This window comes from Halobellus sp. Atlit-38R (assembly GCF_003665925.1).
Classification (GTDB): Archaea; Halobacteriota; Halobacteria; order Halobacteriales; family Haloferacaceae; genus Haloquadratum; species Haloquadratum inordinatus.
In genome coordinates, this window is record NZ_QXIJ01000189.1 from 1 (window position 1) to 533 (window position 533).

Here is a 533-nt window from a genome sequence, read left to right on the forward strand (position 1 = left end):
GATTGGGTGAATCTGGAGGCTCACGAGTTGAACATCCCGAAGGATGAGTCGACGAAGAACGAGGCTCACTGGAACTGTACGCTGAAGAACCGAACGGTCAAGGTGCTTCGTCGCTGGCTCAATGAGCGTGCCACCTACGACAAGTACCAAGACCGCGACGAGTTGTGGTTGACAAAGAAGGCGACTCCGTACAGTTCGAAGTCGTGTAACTACCTATTGACTCGACTCATTGAGGAGGGAGATGTGCCGATTCCAGAACACAAGGAGATTACGTGGTACTCGATTCGGCACGGTGTGGCGACCCATTGGGCGAACCACGTCGGCCCACATCATGCGAAGGAGCAACTTCGTCACAAGAGCGTGACGACGACGATGAAGTACCTACACTCGGACTCCGAGATGCGATCTACGGCGGTGGAACAAATCTGGTAGAGGATTAGTTCCCCGGTCAACTTATTTTTGTCAAATACCTCTAAGAAAACGTGCGAGAATCAACCCCCGAGGGCTTAGGCGAAGGAATTAGCGTTTCTGAC

1 protein-coding gene is annotated in these 533 nt (G+C 52.5%); it reads left to right on the forward strand.

Annotation, left to right across the window (positions count from 1 at the left end; all coding sequences use genetic code 11):
• Positions 1-432, forward strand: a 432-nt coding sequence (locus D3D02_RS18870) for a site-specific integrase (protein WP_147435743.1), incomplete at its 5' end; no start/stop codon positions are given.
• Positions 433-533 lie beyond the last annotated feature (101 nt).